Here is a 17,751-nt window from a genome sequence, read left to right on the forward strand (position 1 = left end):
GGCGGATGCAAGGGATGCAGTTAGATGGAGGAGATGCGCGGTTGCTGGAGCCGGTGACCGGGCGGATCATCGGGTGCGCCTTCAGGGTTGCCAATACGCTCGCCCATGGGTTTGTTGAAAAGGTTGATGAAAACGCCCTTGCCCACGAGATGCGAAGATGCGGGCTCGGCGTCGTCCAGCAGCGAGGAATCGTCGTCTTTTACGACGACGTGATCGTTGGCGAATATGCCGCCGACCTCCTGGTCGAGGATCAGGTCATCGTCGAACTCAAGGTGGTTGGCGCGCTGAGCGACGTGCACATCCCGCAATGTCGGAACTACTTGCGGGCGACCGGCAAGCCGCTGTGCCTGCTGATCAACTTCGGCCGCCCCAAAATCGAAATCCGCCGCGTTACCGCCCAGGCCTAATGGCGCGCCATCCCCCTTCATCCCTGGCATCCCTTTCATTCGCCTTAAGAAAAAACCCTGCCGCCGCACCTCGGCCTTGCCGCCAATCCCGAATGGGAACCACGCCCTCGATTGACTGCTGACCCGCAGGCTGAGTTTCATTCACGGCAGGTCGGAGTGCCGGTAGAAAGCAATGCTGCGAAACCCGTAAGCCCACGAAGCCTGCATTGCCGCGCCCGCACGCCCAGCCGATAGTCAGCGCTTCGGGCACGGCAGATGCCCAGGATGGGGAAGCAACCGGACAGGCGATGCCATGAAAGCGCGAATCAACATTGGCCCGGCCGAACTGGAAACGTTCCTGGTCATCGCCGAGCTGGGCAGCTTCAGCAAGGCCGCGGACCGCCTCGCGCTGGCCCAACCGTCGATCAGCAACCGTGTTCAGCGCCTGGAGCGGGCCATGCGGACGCGTTTGTTCGAGCGCACCACACGCGCCGTCGTGCTTACCCCATCCGGCGAACGTCTGCGCAGCCGGGTCGGGCCGCTGATCCAGCAACTTCAGGACGTGATCGAGGAGTTCAGCGCGGACGCCGACGCCCGCAACCGTTCGGTGGTCGTTGCGACGACCCCAATGCTCGCGACGGTGCTGCTGCCTCCTATTATCACCAGCTTCGAGCGCCAGAATCCGGCGATCTGCGTGGAACTCGAGGACAAGGTCACGCCCCAGCTCGCATCCGACATTCGCTCCGGGCGTGTGGATTTTGCCGTCGTCGCGCAACGGCCGCCGACGGAAGGCATCGAGTTCGAGATTGTCGCGGCCGACCGCCTGATGGTGGTGGGGCCGCGGGGGCACAAGGCGCTGGCGAGCGGGTCGGTTCCGGTCGACGAATTGGCTCGGCACCCGTTCCTGCTGCTTGCTGCCTACAAGGCCCTGATCGGCCCCTTGGTTGCGAAGGCCGCGGGGGAAGGTCTTGATCTGTCCCCCGTCCGCACGGTCACCAACGTGTCCACCTTGCTGGGCCTCGTATCGGCTGGGCTTGGCCTCACACTTCTTCCAGGGCTCGTGTTGCGGATCGGCGGCCTGATCGACGACTCCCGTCTGGAGATTGCGACCCTTGAAGGAACCGTGCTCACCCGCGACTGGGGGATAGCGTCGCTTGCCGGGCACGATTGGTCCCCAGGGGCGAAGGCGTTCGCCGCCGCGCTGCGGGCCGCGCTGCGCGCCCATTCCGCCAGCGGCCCTGTCCACGAGCTTGTTTGAATGGCTGATCGGCATCCAGTCCGAGGCCAGTGACTCTATTCGGGGTCTGAGGCCGTCCAGAACCTTTGCAGTGTGGGACTACCGCCCGGCCCAATGCACCAGCCGGGTTTCGAGCCGCACAAGCAGCCGGTCGAGCGCGAGCCCCAGCGCGGCGATGATGGCGATGCCGGCGAACACGTAATCCGAGCGCAGGAAGCGGCCGGCATCCATGATCATCCAGCCGATCCCGTCCGAGCCCGCGATCATCTCGGCGGCGATCAGCGTGCCGTAGACGATGCCGAGCGCGAGCCGTGCGCCGGTGACGATCTCGGGCAGCGCCGAGGGCAGCACGACAAGGCGGAAGATGTCCCAGTCCGAGGCGCCGAGCATCTGGGCCGCCTGCAACCGGATCGGCGAGGTATTGCGCACCCCGTCCCGCGCCGCCACGGCGGCCACCGGCAGCGCGGTCAGAAACAGCAGCATGACCTTGGACAGCTCACCGATACCGAACCAGACGATCAGCAGCACGAGGTAGGCGAGCTGGGGCAGCGGACGGAGGAACTCCACGAACGGCGAGAGCGCTGCGTCGATCCGCGGCGCGTAGCCCATGCCAAGCCCGATCAGCGTGCCGAGCGCCGCGCCGGTGAGAAAACCGGCGAGCACGCGGACCAGGCTGATGAGAATGTCGTGCGGCAGGGTGGCGCCGGCATAGCCGTTGGCCGCAAGGTCGAGCAGGCCAGCCACGACTTCGCCCGGGCTTGGCAGGAACAGGTCGTTGACCAGCCCGGTTTGCGTCACCAGTGCCCAGAGCCCGAACACCAGCAGGACGCTGGCCAGCGTGACGAGCCATGGCGAGACGGTGTTGCGGTGAGAGGTGTCGCTCATTCCCGGCCCCGCCAATGGACCAGCCGCCGATCCAATCCGCGTAGCAAGGCCGCAAGAACAAGGCCAATCAGGCCGAGCAGGATCAGCCCCATCAGGACCACATCGTTCTGCAGGAAGCGCCCGGCCGACAGCACAAGCCAGCCGAGACCGTCATTGGCGGCGAGCAGTTCGGCCGCGACCACGGTGGAGAAGGCGGCGGCAAGCGTGATGCTCATGCCGGTCAGGATCATCGGCAGGGCGGAGGGGAAGATAACGAAGGCGAAGAGCTGTGCCGGACTCGCACCAAGCGACCGCGCGGCGAGGACGCGTTGGAGAGCAACGCCGCGCACGCCGGCCATCGCCGCCGAGGCAACGATTGGAAAGGCGGTGAGGAAGAGCAGCGCCACCTTGGAGCCGTTGTTTGTGCCGAACCACAGAATCAGCAGCACCATGTAGGACAACGGCGGCAGCGGGCGAATAAGCTGCACAATCCAGTTGAAAGCGGCGGCGGCGATCCGGCTGGTGCCCATCAACAGCCCGAGCGGCACGCCGAGGAGCACCGCCAGTATGAAGCCGGCAAGGCAGCGGCCGACCGTCGCGCCGGCATCCTGCGCCAGGCTGGTGCCCCGGTACCCCTGTTCGGACAACCGGACGAAGGCACGCAACACGGCGCCGGGACCGGCAAGCAAATCGGATCGCACCAGGCCGGACGCGGTGACCGCCCACCAGAGGAGCAGGAACAGCACGACTGAGCCGATGCCGATCGCCATGCCCTCGCGCTGCGCCATGGCGCGGCGGGCCCGCACTGCCCGGCGCTGTTTGGCCGGCGCAGCGGCCGCATGATCCTGCTCAATAAGGCTCGGCATGGCATGCGGGCGGGGGCTGGGGCGCGCGGGCTGGACCAGGGCTGGCATTTCCGCAAGGGCGTCCGGACATGCACTGTGTGATGCAAGCGGTATGCCAGGGCTCGATGCCGTTGTCAGCGGAAGGCGGCGGAAACGCCGGTCCTGTCATGTCACAGACGTCGTTCTCCGGTATGAATTGGAAGAAGGGAATGATTGCAGGTCATGCTCATCGCTGGTCGCGGGAAAGATATTTTCCGCCGCTGCCGGTGAAGCTTGATTCGGTACTGCGGAAACCGAAAGGTTGCGTCAACCCTTCGGTGTGAAACCTGAACTGGCCGGGTTCAGGTCCACGAAATTGTCGCGGGCGGTTGGACAGGTTCGCGTCTAGCCGAGGACAACACCACGTGACTGGCCCATAGGCCTGACCATTGAAAAGGTGAACGCGCAATTTTGCACTGCGCCGATTGAACGCAAGTGATTGCGCTATCGGCAGGCCATCAAACATGAATGGTCCACCCGAACCCAGGCAAGAAAAATTTTATGCAAATGGGTTGGAAGCTGAACAGCGGCCCAACGTGACGATGTCACTGCTGCATATGATCGCGCGGCGCTGGCCCTTCGCTGAAAGGATTCCGACGCTTGCCTCAAAGGATCAATGAATGAATAGCACGACAAACGACAGGCTTGATGTCATGACAATACGTTGTTACACGCTGACGGCGCAGGCGCTTCACTGGATTGTTGCGGGGCTGATGTTCACGGTGCTGCCGCTGGCCTGGGTCATGGTCAACATGCCACATACGGCACCGGACCGTGAATGGATCTACACACTCCACAAGTCCGTTGGCCTAACGATCCTGGCCTTGGTTGCAGTACGACTTGGCTGGCGTGCACTGCATCCCGCGCCGCCGTTGCCTGGCAGGATGGCGCGATGGGAGAAAGCGCTCGCCTTCGCTTCCCACTGGCTATTGTATCTCATCCTCGTCGGCATGCCGGTCAGCGGCTACCTGCTTTCGGCAACAGGCGGCAAATCCGTGCCATACTTCGGCTTGATCACGCTGCCGAGCCTGCCGAACAACCCGGCGGTGAGCGACGCTGCGCGATGGGTGCATGTCGCGATCGGGCAATGGCTTGTCTATGTGCTGATCCTGCTACACGTTGGCGCGACAGCCTGGCATGTGGCAGTACGCCGCGACGGCGTGCTGGACCGCATGCTTCCTGAGCAAAAAGCCTGACGCCGGCCTGCTCCCACCAGCCAGGCGAACAACACGTCCCTGTTGTAATATGCGGGGGCGTCGCCTGCCATACCGGCTGCGGCACTCCCGCTGATCAGTTGGGCGATGGGCCGTTACAATCACGTTCATCGGGTAGCTGATGTGCACCGTCGGGATCATGGCGCGACCGGGCACAGGTAAGCCGTGAAAATCTTAATATGGCAAGCCGTTCCGGCAATTCGCGAATATGGTGCATTCAACCGGCCGGCGTTTGCGAAAGCCGCATAACTCTGTCGTCACCATATACAATGTAATGGTTGAAGAATGCCTGGACCGGAGATTACTGTCTTGTTGACAAAGGCGATAAGACACCGAAGACGGGAGCAGGCGTGCAATGAGTAACATGGTGCTACCCCCGATCCAGATTGTGCCGACCAGTGCCGCGTCGGACGCGCCTGGGTTCGGAGCTGAAGTTCGTGGCATTGACCTGCGCAGCCTCTCCGAGGTTGCTTTTGCTTCCATCGAGCAGGCCTGGATCGACCACCAGGTGCTGCTGTTCCGAGACCAGCGCTTGACCGATCATGACCTGATCATGTTCGCTCGCCGGTTCGGTGATCTGGATCAGGCACCGATTCAGGAAAACGGCCAGCGCTTCGTGGCCGGAATCCCAGAGATCTACGTAGTCTCCAACGTCGTCGAAAACGGCGTGGCGATCGGCAGCCTTGGGGCGGGCGAGGCGGTCTGGCACACCGATATGTCCTATCTGGAAGCACCACCCAAGGCGAGCATGCTCCATGCCCTTGAAGTCCCAGCCGCCGGCGGCGATACCTCGTTCTGCGACATGTATGCCGCGTTCGACTCCCTGCCCGAGACGTTGCGGCGGCGCGCGATCGGCCTGCGGGTGAAGCACGACGGCACCTATAACAGCGGCGGCTATCTGCGCCAGGGTGTGATCCCGAGTGACGACCCGCGCGACGCGCCGGGGAGGCTGCATCCACTGGTGTGCACGCATCCGGAAAGTGGCCGTCGCATGCTCTATCTGGGACGTCGGCGGATGGCCTGGATTGGAGGGATGGACGTAGCCGCGTCGGAAGCCCTGCTGGATGAGATCTGGGCACACGCAACCCAGGCTGCGTTCACCTGGACGCATCGGTGGCGGGTCGGTGACCTCGTGCTTTGGGATAATCGCTGCACCATGCATCGGCGTGATCCCTTCGACGCCGCGGCGCGCCGGATCATGCACCGCACGCAGATCAGCGGTTCGGCTCCGCCAGCCGGCTGAGCGACACATGATGCGCGGCCTTCCGCGTCGGCCCAGCGCCGGACAGGTGGTGCTTGGTGCGTTGTGCGCGATGTATTTCCTTTTCTACATGGACCGGGTGGACATTGCCACCGCGGCCACCAGCATCCAGCACGAGTTGCATCTTTCGAATACGCAACTTGGTCTGGTGTTCTCTGCCTTCGCCTATCCCTATGCGTTCTTCCAAATCTTCGGCGGCTGGATCGCCGACCGGTTCGGGCCGCGACGTACGCTGATGGCTTGCGGCCTGATTGTATCGGCGACAACGATGCTCACCGGCCTGGTTGGTGCGCTGGGCTCACTCTTCGCCGTGCGGATGGCACTCGGATTCGGCGAAGGCGCGGCATTTCCGACCGCGACACGCGCAATGGCATCCTGGCTGCCTCCATCGCGCTGGGGCTATGGCCAGGGGATCACGCATTCCGCTTCCCGGCTGGGCAATGCGCTCACGCCGCCCTTGATCTCCGCGCTGATCCTTGCCCTGTCCTGGCGTGCCTCGTTCGTGATCGTGGGTGCAGCCAGCCTGGTCTGGGTGGTTTTCTGGGCAGTATGGTTCCACGACGAGCCGGCAACGCATCCGCGTGTTACCGAGGTTGAATTGCGAGCCCTCGGCGGCGCGCGGCAAAAGCGGGGACAGACGCCGACGCCGTGGCGCGCGCTAATCCTGCGCATGCTGCCGGTGACCGCGGTGGATTTCTGTTACGGCTGGATGCTTTGGTTGTTTCTGAACTGGTTACCGAGCTTCTTTCAAAACGAATATCATCAGGACCTGAAGAAGTCCGCGTTCTTTTCCGCCGGCGTCTTCCTTGCTGGCCTTGTCGGCGACACGCTTGGCGGCGTGCTGAGCGATCGCATACTGAAGCATACCGGTGACCTTCAGCGAGCCCGCGCCTGGGTCATAACAGGCGGATTCCTGGGTGCTTGCATCTGCATGACGCCGCTGTTCCTTACGGCTAATCCCACCCTGGTTGCAGTTACCCTTGGTTGCGCCTTCTTTGCACTGGAACTTATTGTCGCGCCGATCTGGTCGGTGCCGATGGACATCGCCCCAGCCCATGCAGGCAAGGCGAGCGGCATGATGAACCTAGGCTTCGGCATCGCCGGCATCATCTCGCCCTTCGTCGTTGGTGAAATAATCGACATCACCGGCAGTCGGACATTGCCATTCATCGTTTCAATGAGCCTGCTACCGCTGGGCGCGGTGCTGGCATTTCGCATGCACCCGGACCTGCCGTTATCAACCTGAGCCTTGAAGACTTGCGAAGTGCGCGTCAGCGTCGGTGGATACCCATGCCGGTGAACCTGGCCATCATGATGACGGCGCCAAGGCTCTGTTCGGCAGGCACTCAGCCGCCTGCCAATTGATAAAGCACCACCTGCCGGCTGGAGTGATCCTCCAGTTCCAGTGTGGTTTCGATCCGGTATGTCGCGAACGCGTTCATTCCTCTCTTCGGCAGGTAGGTGCGCCCTGGGTCGGCGATCCAGACCTCGGCGGCGTCGGCCATTCGGGTCAGCCATGGCATGATGTGGCCAGTCATCGGTGCCTCGTAGCAGACATCGCCGCACAGGATCAGGTCCCAGCGGCAGGCGGCGCCGACAACGTCGCCGACCGCGAGCACCCTGCGGCAGTTGGCTTCGGCGTTCAGGCGGATCGCGGCCAGCGCCATCGGGTCGATCTCCGCGGCCTCGACCAGCGCCGCGCCCGCCATGGCGCAGGCGATCGCCGCAATGCCGCCGCCGGCGGCGAAATCCAGCACGCGGCGGCCGGCGACATAGGACGGGTGGTCCAGCACGTGACGGGCGAGGGCCTGACCGCCCGGCCAGGCGAAGGCCCAGAAAGGTGGTTCGACATTATGTTCGGCCAGCCAGGTCTCGGTCGCCTGCCAGATTGGCGTGATCTCGCTGGCCAGATGCAAGCGGATTTCCGGCACGTGCGCGGCCATGGACAGGACGGTGTTGGCGCGGATGAAGGCGGCGGCATCGGTCATGGCTCTTGTCAACATATCGCGGGGAATGCCGGCCAGACCGTTTTCAGGCTGACTGTGCAGCCTGGAAACGGTCTGGCTATTTGTCTGATCGCACGATTCACGCCTTTTGAACGTTCCGCTCAGCGCGATCATGCTCTATGCCGCGACCGCCGTCTCCATCCGTCGCGCGCGCAGGCGGCGGATGCGGCGCGGATCAGCGTCCAGCACGCGGAACTCGATGCCCGAGGGATGGCTGATCACCTCGCCCCGCGCCGGCACCCGGCCGGCCAGGGTGAACACCAGGCCGCCGACGGTTTCAATATCGGCGTCACGCTCGTCCTTGGTCAGGATCGAGCCGACCTTGTGCTCGAAATCCTCGATCGACAGGCGGGCATTCAAGTCCAGCGCGCCGTCCTGGCGTTCGGTGATCATCGGCGCCTCGACATCGTCGTGCTCATCGGCGATGTCGCCGGTGATGGTCTCGACCAGGTCTTCGATCGTCACCAGCCCGTCGATGCCGCCGTATTCATCCACCACCAGCGCCAGATGCATCCGCTGCATCCGCATCTGCAACAGCAGGTCAAGCACCGGGATCTGCGGCGCCACCAGCAGCGGCTTGCGCAGGATCGACTCCAGGGAGAACGCCTCCGGCCGACCGACATAGGCGAACACATCCTTGATGTGGACCATGCCAATCACGTCGTCGAGCTGTTCGCGATACACCGGTAGGCGGGAATGGCCGTCGCTGCGCATCAGTTCGATCGCCTGCGCCAGGGTGACGTCGGAGCGCATCGCCACGATGTCGGCGCGCGGCACCATCACGTCGTCTGCCGTGGTTTCCCGCAGCCGCAGCACGTTGGCGATCAGCAGCCGCTCATGGCGGTCGAGTTCCGGCTGCTCGCCCGGAAGCTGCTGCGCGTCGGCTGCCTCCTGCACCAGTTCGGCAATCGAATCACGCAACGAATGCTCGTTGTGCTTGCGGCCGAGGAGATGTCCCAGGCGACCCAGCAGCGTGTCGCGGTTTCCGCTCATGAGCGTTTCCAGGGATTGGGCACGCCGATGCCACGCAGGATGCGGGACTCCGTCATCTCCATTCGGCGGGCCTGTCCGGGGTGGTGGTGATCCTGGCCTTGCAGGTGCAGCGCGGCATGCACGACCAGATGCGCCAGATGGTGCGCCGGGCGGCGCCCCTGCCCTGCTGCCTCGGCCCGGATCACGCCCAGTGCCAGGATCGCTTCCGGCGCTGGATGTTGGTAGGTCAGTACGTTGGTGGGCTTGTTGCGTCCTCGATGGCGGCTGTTCAGATCCTGGACGGCGCGGTCGCCGGCCAGCACGATGGTGCCCTGCATCCCGGCTGCACGTGCCGCTCGCCTGACGACCGCCTCGACCCGGGGAACCAGCCTGTGCCAGGCCTTTTCCGCGACCACCAGGTCGATGTCGTCAGGTGGCGGCCGACTACCGGGAGGTTCCATCGCTCGTGTTTCGCTCGCTGGTATTTGGACGCTCCCGCTCCCGGCGCACCTCTCCCTGGGCTGCTTCCCGCTGATCGTAGGCGCCGACGATGCGGGCAACCAGCGGATGCCGCACCACGTCGCGCTGTTCGAAGCGGACCACGCCGATGCCCTGGATGCCTTCGAGCGTATCCAAAGCGTCGCGCAGGCCGGAGCGGATGCCGGCCGGCAGATCGGTCTGGCTCAGGTCGCCGGTGACAACCATCCGGGTGCCTTCCCCCATCCGCGTGAGGAACATCTTCATCTGCATCGCGGTGGTGTTCTGCGCTTCATCCAGGATGGCATAGCAATGCGCCAGGGTGCGTCCGCGCATGAAGGCCAGAGGTGCGACCTCGATCTCATTGTTGGTCATGCGGCGGATCACCTGATCGGCTGGCATCATGTCGTGCAAGGCGTCATACAACGGGCGCAGATAGGGATCGATTTTCTCCTTCATGTCGCCGGGCAGGAAGCCCAGGCGTTCGCCGGCCTCGACAGCCGGACGTGACAGCACGATGCGGTCTACCTTGCCGGCTTGCAACATGGCGACGGCCTGTGCCACCGCAAGGTAGGTCTTGCCGGTGCCGGCCGGACCAACGCCGAAGACCATCTCATGATTGGCCAGGGCTTCCATATAAACCGCCTGGCCGGGACTGCGCGCACCCACCGCGCCGCGCCGGGTGCGGATCGCCGGAAGGTCGGACAGCGGCAGGCGAGGATCGTTCTCGGCATCCGCCAGGCGAATCGCCGCCTCGATCTCCGGCTTTCCCACGCTTTCGCCACGTTCCAGCCGGCGCCACAGGCCTTGCAGCAGTCCCTGCACGACGTTGACCCTGGCCGCGTCCCCGGCGATGGCGATCCGGTTGCCGCGACAGGACAGGCGAACACCCAGGGCCTGCTCGATCCGGACCAGATGCCGGTCGTGATCGCCCAGCAGCAGGGGCAGCAGCGTGTTGTCGTTGAACTGAAGGGTGATGGCCTTTCCGCCGGAGGAGGCGACGGCGCCGGATGGCGGGGGGACAGCGAGATGGGTCAAGCGATTAGTCTCTCCTGGACAAGGGTTCCCGCGAGTGAGTTTGGATGAGCGGCAACGATTCGGGCGAGTGATTCGTTGCCGATCAGGTCGGAATGGCCGGACAGGTGCACCGGCTGAAGAAACGGCGACCGTCCGGAGATCTGACCGGGATGGCGGCCTGGCCCGGTGAACAGCACCGGCAAGGTCAGCCCAACGCAGCCAGCGGCGAAACGGCTCTGCTGCTCGCGCAGCAAGGCTTGCAGCATTTGCAGGCGGCGGTCCTTCTCGGCCTCCGGCACCTGGTCGGGTGCGCCGGCGGCCGGGGTTCCGAACCGGCGGGAGTATTTGAAGCTGTAGGCCTGGGCGAAACCGACATCACGAACCAGCGTCATGGTCGCATCGAAATCGGCCTGGGTTTCTCCGGGATGGCCGACGATAAAATCGGAGGACAGCGCCAGATCCGGCCGAACCTCGCGCAGGCGATCGACAATGCGACGATAGTCGACGGCGGTGTGCTTGCGGTTCATCGCCGCCAGAATGCGATCGGAGCCGGATTGAACCGGCAGATGCAGGAAGGGCATCAAGATCGGGATATCGCGGTGGGCGGCGATCAGGTCGTCGTCCATGTCCCTGGGGTGCGACGTGGCATAGCGCAGGCGCAGCAGGTTGGGGATGTTCGCCAGCGCATGCAGCAGGCGGCCCAGGCCCCAGGTCGAGCCGTCTGTCCCGTCGCCGTGCCACGCGTTCACGTTCTGGCCCAGCAGGGTGATTTCCCGCGCGCCCTGGCCGACAAGGTGGCGGGCTTCGCGCAGGATGGCGGCCGCGGGGCGGCTTTGTTCGGCGCCGCGGGTATAGGGGACGACACAGAAGCTGCAGAACTTGTCGCAGCCCTCCTGCACCGTGAGGAAGGCGGTGACGCCCTGCGGCGTGGCGCTGTCGGGCAGGTGGTCGAACTTGTCTTCCGGCGGGAAGTCGGTCTCGATCACCTTGTTTCCCGCCCTGCTGGCGCGGGCGACCATCTCCGGCAGGCGATGGTAGGTCTGCGGGCCCAGCACGATGTCCACGTAGGGCGCGCGGGCGATGATTTCTGCGCCTTCAGCCTGGGCGACGCAGCCGGCGACGGCCAGGATCATGCGGCCATCCGAGGCGTCCTTCAGTTGGCGTAGCCGGCCGAGTTCGGAGAAAACCTTGTCAACGGCCTTTTCACGGATATGACAGGTGTTCAGGATGACCATGTCGGCGCCGGCCGCTTCGGCGGCGGGCGCGTAACCGAGCGGGGCCAGCACATCCGCCATGCGACCGCTGTCATACACGTTCATCTGGCAGCCCCAGGTGATCACGTGCAGACGTTTAGGCTCAGTCATCGATCATGCTCCGCCCAACCCTGCCGGCGCGTTCCGGTGCGGGGAGCGAGAGACATGATCGGCCAGAACGACAGGGTCAAGCGCGACAGCGCGGTATCGCCTCCTTCAACCAGGGCAGTGTACCTACATCCACTGTGCTAATGTCAAGAACGACATAACCTGTCATGCAGATTCCACAGAGCGGCACCGGCGGCTACCGGTGACCGACAACCGCTGGCGTATCGGTACGTCTTCGCCTGTGTCGTTCACCACAGGGTAATCTTGGTAGCGCGCACCATCGAGATCCTTCCAAGACGGTTGGCGTGACTTGTCGCCGCCGAAAATCGTCATGGTGGCCCGACCTCTTCCTCGCGTGCTCGGTTGCCCGTCATGACGGAGTTGGGCAACCGTGCCTGACCTGCAGCAGCCATGCCAACGACTGCTAATGCCCGGCGTGGCTGCCGGAAAAATCCGGCTCTGTAAGCCCGGAGGCCGCAAGCTGCTTCACCAGGGCGGCTTTCAGACGTTCCAGCCCGGCCTCGGTGGTTGCCTCGGCCCGCGCGACCAGCACCGCCTGGGTGTTGGAGGCGCGCAGCAGCCACCAGCCGTCATCGGTCAGCACGCGCACCCCGTCGGTTTCGGAAACCTTGGCACCCTCGGCGCGCAGACGGGCGGCGACTTCGTCGATGACCGCGAACTTCCGGGCGTCGTCGCAGTCAAAGCGCACCTCCGGCGTATTGATGACATGCGGCAGCGCTGCCCGGAACGCGGAAACGGTCCCGTCCATGCGGGCGATGATCCCCAGGGTGCGAACCGCCGCGTACAGCGCGTCGTCGAACCCGTACCAGCGATCGGCGAAGAAGATGTGCCCCGACATCTCGCCGGCCAGAGGACTGCCGGTCTCCGCCATCTTGGACTTGATCAGGGAGTGCCCGGTCTTCCACATCAGCGGCTGGCCGCCGGCGCGGGCGATCTCGTTGAACAGCACCTGACTGGCCTTGACGTCGGCGATGATGGTCGCGCCCGGATGCTCGCGCAGGACATCCCGGCTGAGCAGCACCAGAAGCTGATCGCCGAACAGGATCTCACCGGTGTCGTCGACCAGTCCGATCCGGTCGGCATCGCCGTCGAAGGCGATCCCGACATCGGCCTTGCACGCCCGCACCTTGTCGATCAACTGCCGCAGGTTGGCCGGCACCGTCGGGTCGGGATGGTGCGCCGGAAATCGGCCGTCGATCGGGCCGTTCAGCACGACATGCTCGCCGGGCAAGGAGTCGACAAGCTTTTGCAACACGTCGCCGGCCGCGCCGTTGCCGTTGTCCCACACCACTTTCAACATGCGGTCGCCGCCGTCCCAGTCGGCCAGCAGGCGAGCGATGTAGTCCTCGGCGATATCGACCGTCTGATCCGTGCCAGCGGCCTGCGGCACGACAGCATCCGCGGCCTGCGGCACGACACCACCCGCGGCCTCCGGCACGACACCACCCGCGGCCTGCCGCACGACACCACCGGCCTCCGGCACGACGTCGCCGGACGCGGCGAGGTCGCCGATCTGGCTGATCTGCTTGCCGAAGAACGGCTTACGGCCAAGCATCATCTTGAATCCGTTGTAGTCTGGCGGATTGTGGCTGCCGGTGACCATCACGGCGCCATCGGTTTCCAGCGTGGTGGCGGTATAATAGAGCATCGGCGTCGGGCCGCAGCCGATGCGCAGCGCCTGCATGCCGCTGGCGCGCAAACCGTTCACCAATGCCTGTTCCAGCTCGGGGCTGGTCAGCCGCCCGTCATAGCCCACGGCGACGCGGCTGCCGCCGGCGCGCTCGACGATCGAGCCGAAGACGCGTCCGATGGCGAAGGCATCCGCGCCGTGCAGGGTGCGGCCAACGATGCCACGGATGTCGTATTCGCGCAGGACGGTTGGGTCGAAGCGGTGGGAGAATGCCATGGGTCGGATCTCCGTCACAGATAGGTCTTCAGAAAGGCACGCACCGCGTCCGCCAGATCAGGCCGCTTGAGGGCGAACGCGATCTGCGCCTCCAGGAAGCCAATCTTGTCGCCGCAATCGAATCGGCGTCCCTGGTAGCGCAAGCCGTGGAACGGCTGTTCCCCGATCAGGCGGGCCATGCTGTCGGTCAACTGCACCTCGTTGCCGGCACCTCGCTCCATCAGCGAGAGATACTGTATGATTTTGGGCATCAGGATGTAGCGGCCGATGATCGACAGGTTGGACGGCGCGTCCTTGGGCGCCGGCTTTTCCACCAGGCCGGTCACCTCCACCAGCCGGCCGTCGTCCTGGCCGGTCTTCAGGATGCCGTAGCGGTTGGTCTGATCCCGCGGCACCTCCGTCACCGCGACGACGTTGCCGCCGGTTTCGTAATAGGCGTCTGCAAGCTGTGCCAGGCAGGGCTTGTCGGCCAGCACCAGGTCGTCCGGCAGCAGGATGGCGAACGGGTCATCGCCAATGAAGGCCCGGGCGCACCAGATGGCGTGGCCGAGACCCAGCGGCACCTGCTGACGCACGGTGACGATCGAACCAGGCTCGCTCTGGGTACTTTTCAGCAGTTCCAGCGCGTCCTGCTTGTTGCGTTCCCTCAGTGTATTTTCCAGCTCGATGGCGATGTCGAAATGCTCGACCAAGGCGGTCTTGCCGCGGCCGGTAATCAGGCAGAACTGCTCGATCCCGGCGGCGCGCGCTTCCTCCACAGCGTATTGGATCAATGGCTTGTCCACCACCGGCAGCATTTCCTTGGCGGTGGCCTTGGTGGCGGGCAGGAAACGGGTTCCCAGGCCGGCAACAGGCAGGACGGCTTTTCGCAGCTTCTTGATCATAATCCGGCTCCGTTCGACCTAATAAATTCACCTAATAAGGCTGATCATGCGGGACGGGCAAAACTGTGGCAATAAAACCTTTGGTGCGGCGAGAATTCAGCGACAGGCCCAGCATGATAATGCGACAGGCGGCGATTACCAGGTTGGTGTCCTCGGTCGCGCCGCGGCTCCTGCATTCATCGCCGCCTTCGGCCACGCCTGCTTGTTCGGCGGAACGATCCGCGCCAGATGGATGCCGAGCCACGCAACCTGGGTGCCTGCGCAAGGCAGCGGGATGATGAAATCGAGGCGACGGCCAGATATCTGCGCGATTACCGCTGTCACGGTATGCTTCCTTGCCTTGGCCGCCTGCGCCGGACCGCCGGAGAAGAAGACCGAACTCCGAGGCGTCGGTACACCCGGCGTGTCCAGCTATATCGGTCAAGATCGAGCAACGAGCGTGCAAGCCTTGCTGGACCGTTGTCGGCGGACACCAGAGCAAGCCGGTTCGGTCGGGGGCAACCAGAGCATCAATGCAGCTTGCAGCCAACTCAGTCACACGCTTCACAACCAGCCGGGAAACTCCGTGCAATCCGGTACGACGCCGTAGCCGGTCAGTACCAGAGGCGAATGCCGAACAGAAAGCGGACGTCGTTCGGACGGCCACCTTGGGCGCGGGTCAGGTTTTCCGTGCCGCCGAGGAAGCGCTGATAGGCGACGCCAACATAAGGCGCGAACTTCCGCGTGATATCGTAGCGCAGGCGCAAGCCCGTATCGATGTCCGATAACCCGGCGCCGACACCGCGGCCCTGGTCCTTTTTCGTATACCAGTTGGTTTCGAACTGCGGCTGCAGGATCAGGCGCTGCATCAGGTAAAGATCGTAATAGGCGTTGGTGCGCAGTGCATAGTCGCCACGGTCGCTGGCATAGACGGTCGCCTCGACATTCCAGAAGTCGATCGCCAGGCCCTGGATGCCGAGCGCCGCCCAGGTCCGGCTGGTGCCATTGTCGAGATCATAGCGCAGCCCGGCCTGCACATCGAAATAGCGGCTGATCGGGCGGTCGTACAACAGTTCCTGGTCGCCATCGGACACCCTGCCCCGCCGATCCGCATTGTCGCGGCCTTCCGATTTCAGCCAGATGCGGTTCCAGTCGTCGCCGGCCCAGGCCTCGCCATCCCAGCGGAAATAGTTGCCGTCGCCGGACCGGCCCTCGAACTGGTTGAGGATGCCATGAATGTAGACGCGGTTGTCGCGGATCGGGCTGCCATAGGGCGCCGCGCCATTCAGCGTGTTCGACGAAAGCCCGGTGCCGATTACCTGCGCGCCGGCCGGCACCACGACGAGGACCAGCGACGCGGCGATCCAACCGGCCAGTCGACCGGCTGTCACCGCCGTCATGCCGGCAGCACGCGCAGGGTGCGGAACATGCCCGCCTCGAAGTGGTAAAGAATATGGCAGTGCAACGGCCATTGCCCGGTCGCCAGTGGGGTGACGAGCAGGCTGACATCTTCCGCCGGCTTCACATTGATGGTGTGGAGATACGGCCTGTGCTCGCCGCCGCCGTTCTCCAGCTCCATCCACATGCCGTGCAGGTGGATAGGATGGCTCATCATGGTGTCGTTGATGAACCGCAGCCGGAACCGTTCGCCGAGTTTCACGTCGATCGGTCCGACCTCGCTGAACTTCTTGCCGTCGAAGCCCCAGATGAAGCGCCGCATGTTGCCGGTCAGGTGCAGCAGGATCTCGCGTCCGGGTGGACGCGGATCGACGCCGGCATGGACGGACCGCAGCTCCGCCACGGTGAGCACCCGGCGGTTGAGCAGGTTGAGGCCGTCGCCGGGCAAGTCGAGTCGTGTGCTGACCATCTTGGCGTTCGATTGAACCTCGACGCCCATTGCCGGATTGTCCGGCTTGTTTGGGTGCATTGGCTGCTCGCCGACACGGCGCGACGTCGGAACGTTCGGTGCCATCATCCCCATGATGCCGCCGATCCTTGTGTCATTCGCGTGGGAAGCACCAATCTCCTTCTTCATCATGCCCATGCCCATATCGGCCATGCTGCGCAGCGGGCGTGGGTCCATTGCCGGGATCGGCGCTGCCATGCCCGCCCGCGGCGCCAGCGTTCCGCGGGCGTAGCCGCTGCGCTCCACGTCCTGGGCGAAGATCGTGTAGGCACGGTTCTCGCGTGGCTCGACGATCACGTCGTAGGTTTCGGCGACTCCGATGCGTAGCTCGTCCACCCGGACCGGCACCACGTCGTTGCCGTGGACGTGCACGACCTGCATGGTCAGGCCGGGGATGCGGATATCGTAGTAGGTGATCGCGGAGGCATTGATGAAGCGCAGCCGCACCCGCTCGCCGGGATTGAATACCGCCGTCCAGTTGGCGGCTGGCGGCGTTCCGTTCATCAGGTAGGTGTAGAGCGTACCCGTCGGTTCGGCGAGGCCGGACGGGTCCATGCGCATGTCGCCCCAGCGCTGACGCTCCTTGATTGTCGCGCCGAGTCCGCTTTGCCGGGCATCCGAGACGAAGGTGCCCAGCGTCCGTCGCCAAAAGTTATAATAGTCGCTGGACTGCTTGAGCTCGCTCGCCACGGTCAGTGGATCGCCGTCCATCCAGTCGCTGAGCACGACCGGATAATCACGGCCGGCCTTGATCAGCGGCGTATCGTCCGGCTCAATGATCAGCGCGCCATAGGCGCCCTTCTGCTCCTGGTAGCCCATGTGGCTGTGGTACCAGTAGGTGCCGCTTTGCACGACCGGAAAGCGATAGGTAAAGGTCTCACCGGGCTGGATGCCGGGGAACTCGAGGCCGGGCACGCCGTCCATCGGGTTGGGCAGGATGATCCCGTGCCAATGGACGCCGGTCATCACCGGCAGGTTGTTGGTCAGGTTGATGGTAACGACGTCGCCTTCCCGCCAATGCAACACGGGTCCGGGCACGCCGCCGTTGATGGCGTTGGCCCATGAAGGGGTGCCGGTCTTGTTGACGGTGACACGGTCGAGGCCGAGATCGAATTGCTGTCCACGCAGCGCCGGTGGCTGCCCGGTGCCGGTGAAGGCCTGAACCGAGCGGCCGCGCAAGCCGAGTGCGGCACCGGCGCCGATTGCGGATGCGCCCCGGACGAAGCGGCGGCGGCCTAGCCCTGGGGAGGCGTCCTGACTAGCCATCATCATGCTCCTGCCTGTTGCCGACCGTGGTTGACGGCTGCATGTCGCGTAATCTGCTACAAGCTTCCTGCGTTGGCAGGTCAAGCGACCGAAATTCGATTGAGGGACAC

At 64.4% G+C, this 17,751-nt stretch carries 17 protein-coding genes; 5 read left to right on the forward strand and 12 right to left on the reverse strand.

From position 1 onward, the window contains the following. Positions 1-41 precede the first annotated feature (41 nt). Together ACQY4S_RS03610 and ACQY4S_RS03615 are read left to right on the forward strand one after the other, a co-directional pair. Positions 42-407, forward strand: coding sequence for a GxxExxY protein (locus tag ACQY4S_RS03610; protein WP_428483830.1), 366 nt, complete (start codon positions 42-44; stop codon positions 405-407). Between the two features lie 292 nt (positions 408-699). After that, a complete protein-coding gene (locus tag ACQY4S_RS03615) occupies positions 700-1,644 on the forward strand; it encodes a LysR family transcriptional regulator (RefSeq protein WP_428483831.1) in 945 nt (314 codons plus the stop codon). Between the two features lie 78 nt (positions 1,645-1,722). On the opposite strand, the gene ACQY4S_RS03620 is transcribed toward ACQY4S_RS03615, so the two are convergent. Together ACQY4S_RS03620 and ACQY4S_RS03625 are read right to left on the reverse strand one after the other, a co-directional pair. After that, the gene (locus tag ACQY4S_RS03620) at positions 1,723-2,508 is read right to left on the reverse strand and encodes an ABC transporter permease (protein ID WP_428483832.1); all 786 of its coding nucleotides are present in this window, start codon (positions 2,506-2,508) and stop codon (positions 1,723-1,725) included. Continuing rightward, positions 2,505-3,401, reverse strand: coding sequence for an ABC transporter permease (locus tag ACQY4S_RS03625; protein ID WP_428483833.1), 897 nt, complete (start codon positions 3,399-3,401; stop codon positions 2,505-2,507). The genes ACQY4S_RS03620 and ACQY4S_RS03625 overlap by 4 nt, the downstream gene beginning before the upstream one ends. A 590-nt stretch (positions 3,402-3,991) precedes the next feature. Between ACQY4S_RS03625 and ACQY4S_RS03630 the strand changes: the two genes are divergently transcribed. The 3 genes from ACQY4S_RS03630 (at position 3,992) to ACQY4S_RS03640 (ending at position 7,092) form a co-directional block, all read left to right on the forward strand. Further along, positions 3,992-4,567, forward strand: a complete 576-nt coding sequence (locus ACQY4S_RS03630) for a cytochrome b (RefSeq protein ID WP_428483834.1) — start codon at positions 3,992-3,994, stop codon at positions 4,565-4,567. A 373-nt stretch (positions 4,568-4,940) separates the two neighbouring features. Then, the gene (locus ACQY4S_RS03635) at positions 4,941-5,828 is read left to right on the forward strand and encodes a TauD/TfdA dioxygenase family protein (RefSeq protein ID WP_428483835.1); all 888 of its coding nucleotides are present in this window, start codon (positions 4,941-4,943) and stop codon (positions 5,826-5,828) included. A 7-nt stretch (positions 5,829-5,835) separates the two neighbouring features. Next, complete coding sequence (locus ACQY4S_RS03640; RefSeq protein ID WP_428483836.1) at positions 5,836-7,092, forward strand: MFS transporter; 1,257 nt, start codon at positions 5,836-5,838, stop codon at positions 7,090-7,092. A gap of 100 nt (positions 7,093-7,192) precedes the next feature. Here the strand turns inward: ACQY4S_RS03640 and ACQY4S_RS03645 are convergent, their stop codons facing one another. The 10 genes from ACQY4S_RS03645 to ACQY4S_RS03690 all read right to left on the reverse strand — a co-directional run bounded on the left by ACQY4S_RS03645 (position 7,193) and on the right by ACQY4S_RS03690 (position 17,647). Then, entirely contained in the window at positions 7,193-7,834 is a 642-nt protein-coding gene (locus ACQY4S_RS03645) for a class I SAM-dependent methyltransferase (protein ID WP_428483837.1), read from the reverse strand. 135 nt (positions 7,835-7,969) lie between these two features. Then, positions 7,970-8,845 (reverse strand): hemolysin family protein, encoded by an 876-nt coding sequence (locus ACQY4S_RS03650; RefSeq protein WP_428483838.1) that lies wholly within the window; start codon positions 8,843-8,845, stop codon positions 7,970-7,972. Further along, positions 8,842-9,285: an rRNA maturation RNase YbeY gene (gene ybeY / locus ACQY4S_RS03655; protein ID WP_428483839.1), complete on the reverse strand. Its 444-nt coding sequence runs from the start codon at positions 9,283-9,285 to the stop codon at positions 8,842-8,844. The genes ACQY4S_RS03650 and ybeY overlap by 4 nt, the downstream gene beginning before the upstream one ends. Then, entirely contained in the window at positions 9,269-10,339 is a 1,071-nt protein-coding gene (locus ACQY4S_RS03660) for a PhoH family protein (RefSeq protein WP_428483840.1), read from the reverse strand. Before ACQY4S_RS03660 ends, ybeY begins: the two co-directional genes overlap by 17 nt. Continuing rightward, entirely contained in the window at positions 10,336-11,682 is a 1,347-nt protein-coding gene (gene miaB / locus ACQY4S_RS03665) for a tRNA (N6-isopentenyl adenosine(37)-C2)-methylthiotransferase MiaB (protein WP_428483841.1), read from the reverse strand. Before miaB ends, ACQY4S_RS03660 begins: the two co-directional genes overlap by 4 nt. Before the next feature lie 421 nt (positions 11,683-12,103). Beyond that, entirely contained in the window at positions 12,104-13,606 is a 1,503-nt protein-coding gene (locus tag ACQY4S_RS03670; protein ID WP_428483842.1) for a phosphomannomutase/phosphoglucomutase, read from the reverse strand. Positions 13,607-13,620: 14 nt separating this feature from the next. After that, positions 13,621-14,490 (reverse strand): UTP--glucose-1-phosphate uridylyltransferase GalU, encoded by an 870-nt coding sequence (gene galU / locus ACQY4S_RS03675; RefSeq protein WP_428483843.1) that lies wholly within the window; start codon positions 14,488-14,490, stop codon positions 13,621-13,623. Between the two features lie 135 nt (positions 14,491-14,625). Next, positions 14,626-14,814, reverse strand: a complete 189-nt coding sequence (locus ACQY4S_RS03680) for a hypothetical protein (RefSeq protein WP_428483844.1) — start codon at positions 14,812-14,814, stop codon at positions 14,626-14,628. 269 nt (positions 14,815-15,083) lie between these two features. After that, entirely contained in the window at positions 15,084-15,869 is a 786-nt protein-coding gene (locus ACQY4S_RS03685) for a copper resistance protein B (RefSeq protein WP_428483845.1), read from the reverse strand. After that, a complete protein-coding gene (locus ACQY4S_RS03690) occupies positions 15,866-17,647 on the reverse strand; it encodes a copper resistance system multicopper oxidase (protein ID WP_428483846.1) in 1,782 nt (593 codons plus the stop codon). The genes ACQY4S_RS03685 and ACQY4S_RS03690 overlap by 4 nt, the downstream gene beginning before the upstream one ends. Between the last annotated feature and the right edge of the window lie 104 nt (positions 17,648-17,751).

It is taken from the genome of Rhodopila sp. (assembly GCF_965276935.1).
Classification (GTDB): Bacteria; Pseudomonadota; Alphaproteobacteria; order Acetobacterales; family Acetobacteraceae; genus Rhodopila.

Excerpts from the sequence above, each read along its gene's own strand:
- ACQY4S_RS03650 (WP_428483838.1), bottom strand. The coding sequence starts at position 8,845 with ATGAGCGGAAACCGCGACACGCTGCTGGGTCGCCTGGGACATCTCCTC.
- ACQY4S_RS03620 (WP_428483832.1), bottom strand. The coding sequence starts at position 2,508 with ATGAGCGACACCTCTCACCGCAACACCGTCTCGCCATGGCTCGTCACG.
- ACQY4S_RS03635 (WP_428483835.1), top strand. The coding sequence starts at position 4,941 with ATGAGTAACATGGTGCTACCCCCGATCCAGATTGTGCCGACCAGTGCC.
- ACQY4S_RS03685 (WP_428483845.1), bottom strand. The coding sequence starts at position 15,869 with ATGACGGCGGTGACAGCCGGTCGACTGGCCGGTTGGATCGCCGCGTCG.
- ACQY4S_RS03615 (WP_428483831.1), top strand. The coding sequence starts at position 700 with ATGAAAGCGCGAATCAACATTGGCCCGGCCGAACTGGAAACGTTCCTG.
- miaB (WP_428483841.1), bottom strand. The coding sequence starts at position 11,682 with ATGACTGAGCCTAAACGTCTGCACGTGATCACCTGGGGCTGCCAGATG.
- ACQY4S_RS03690 (WP_428483846.1), bottom strand. The coding sequence starts at position 17,647 with ATGATGATGGCTAGTCAGGACGCCTCCCCAGGGCTAGGCCGCCGCCGC.
- ybeY (WP_428483839.1), bottom strand. The coding sequence starts at position 9,285 with ATGGAACCTCCCGGTAGTCGGCCGCCACCTGACGACATCGACCTGGTG.
- ACQY4S_RS03670 (WP_428483842.1), bottom strand. The coding sequence starts at position 13,606 with ATGGCATTCTCCCACCGCTTCGACCCAACCGTCCTGCGCGAATACGAC.
- galU (WP_428483843.1), bottom strand. The coding sequence starts at position 14,490 with ATGATCAAGAAGCTGCGAAAAGCCGTCCTGCCTGTTGCCGGCCTGGGA.
- ACQY4S_RS03625 (WP_428483833.1), bottom strand. The coding sequence starts at position 3,401 with ATGCCAGCCCTGGTCCAGCCCGCGCGCCCCAGCCCCCGCCCGCATGCC.
- ACQY4S_RS03640 (WP_428483836.1), top strand. The coding sequence starts at position 5,836 with ATGATGCGCGGCCTTCCGCGTCGGCCCAGCGCCGGACAGGTGGTGCTT.
- ACQY4S_RS03645 (WP_428483837.1), bottom strand. The coding sequence starts at position 7,834 with ATGACCGATGCCGCCGCCTTCATCCGCGCCAACACCGTCCTGTCCATG.
- ACQY4S_RS03630 (WP_428483834.1), top strand. The coding sequence starts at position 3,992 with ATGAATAGCACGACAAACGACAGGCTTGATGTCATGACAATACGTTGT.